At 48.7% G+C, this 1,880-nt stretch carries 2 protein-coding genes; both read left to right on the top strand.

What is annotated here, in order from left to right; translation table 11 throughout:
* On the top strand, nt 1-300 hold a 300-nt coding region (locus tag ACQRD3_RS13455), incomplete at its 5' end, for a hypothetical protein (RefSeq protein ID WP_427781729.1).
* Nucleotides 301-389: 89 nt separating this feature from the next.
* The coding region (locus tag ACQRD3_RS13450) for a recombinase family protein (protein ID WP_427781728.1) at nt 390-1,880 on the top strand (1,491 nt) is incomplete at its 3' end.

Genomic DNA, 1,880 nt, shown 5'->3' with positions numbered 1-1,880 from the left:
CATCGACCCGAAGTGGAGGAAGCTCAAAGGGCGGCACCTGCTGGGTGCCGTCTTTTGACATTTCCCCACGGGACAAGTGGGAAAGGCTGGCATATACACGCACTTTCGCAAAGGAGGTTTTCAATGACGCAAGCTGTCACTTATGAACGAGAAACAAAGTCTGTCGCATTTCAAGGGAAGATCATTGTGCTGGAAAGCCTCACGCCGGTACTTCCCCCGAAGGAGAAAGAACAGCGCAAAAAAGAAATTGAGCGCTGTCTTTTTGATGTGTTCAGCAAATATGGGGACAGATTTCCCTAATCATTCGCAACATTGTTGTCCGGGGCTGCTGATGGTATAATATAGTTGTAAGGTTGGTAGCTCCATTCCAACAAGGAAAGGAGCCCAATATGGAATTTATCAGAGAAGATTGTATTTACGCAAGACAGTCAGTAGACCGCAAGGACAGTATCAGCATTGAAAGTCAGATCGACTTTTGCAAGTATGAATTGAAAGGTGGGAGCTGCCGGGTATTCAAGGACAAAGGCTATTCCGGTAAGAACACGGACAGGCCGGAGTTTCAAAAGCTACTGGGCGAGATCCGCAAGGGAAAGGTTCGGCGGGTCATCGTGTACAAGCTGGACCGTATAAGCCGCTCTATTCTGGACTTTGCAACGATGATGGAGCTGTTTCAAGAGTACGATGTGGAGTTTGTATCCTCCACGGAAAAGTTTGATACTTCGACCCCGATGGGCCGGGCCATGCTGAATATCTGCATTGTATTCGCCCAGCTTGAACGTGAGACAATTCAGAAGCGTGTCACAGACGCCTACTATTCACGGTGCCTGAAAGGCTTTCACATGAGCGGACAGGCACCATACGGTTATCAGTTAGAGCCTACTGTGGTAGAGGGTATCCGCACAAAGAAAATGGTTGCCGACCCCGTAGCCGCCGACCATGTTCGGCTGATGTTTGAAATGTACGCTGAACCGGAAACCTCCTTCGGAGATATTACCAGATACTTCGAGGAACAGGGTATCAAGATTTACGAGAAGTCAATGGTTCGGAGTTTTCTTTCCCAGCTTTTGCGAAACCCCGTTTATGCACAGGCTGACTTGGAGCTGTACGAATTTTTCAAGAGCCAGGGTGCAGCGATTGTCAATGACGCTTCCGACTTTGCCGGAACAAACGGCTGCTATCTCTATCAGGGGCGGGATGTGAAGGAGGACAAGGACAGGTGCTTAAAAGACCAGATACTTGTTATCGCTCCCCACGAAGCACTCATTTCCTCTGACACATGGCTGAAATGCCGGAAAAAACTTATGGCAAATACCACCTTCCAGCAGGGACGGAAACCGAAAAATACTTGGCTGGCCGGAAAAATCAAATGCGGGCATTGTGGGTATGCTCTGAAAGCCACCCATGTACCAAACAGCACCGGATATTTCCGCTGTACCAAACGGACGGAAAACAAAGGCTGTCCGGGCTGCGGGAAAATCCGCAAAGAAGAATTTGAGCAATTCATTTTCTCGGCCATGCAGGAAAAGTTCAAAGACTTTCAAATACTCCACGGCAGAGAGGAAAAAGTCAATCCGAAACTGACCGCCTATCAAGTGGAGCTGGCACAGGTGGAGGCAGAAATTGAAAAGCTGCTGGATACGCTGACCGGAGCCAATGCGACCTTACTTGCCTACGCCAACAAAAAAATTGAAGAACTGGACACCCGACGCCAGACCATTTCAAAGGCAATCGCCGAATTGAGCGTTGAAACCATATCGCCCCAGCAGATAAAGAAGTTGTCCTATTATCTCGACAACTGGGACAGCATAGATTTTGACGACAAAAGAAAAGCCGCCGATGGTTTGATCTCTACGATCAAGGCCACCAGCGACCGTGTTCAG

Source organism: Candidatus Pseudoscillospira sp. SGI.172 (assembly GCF_050313575.1).
In the GTDB taxonomy this organism is placed as follows: domain Bacteria; phylum Bacillota; class Clostridia; order Oscillospirales; family Oscillospiraceae; genus Vermiculatibacterium.
Note: the sequence above shows the minus strand (reverse complement) of the source record. Positions and strands in the feature narration are given on the sequence as shown.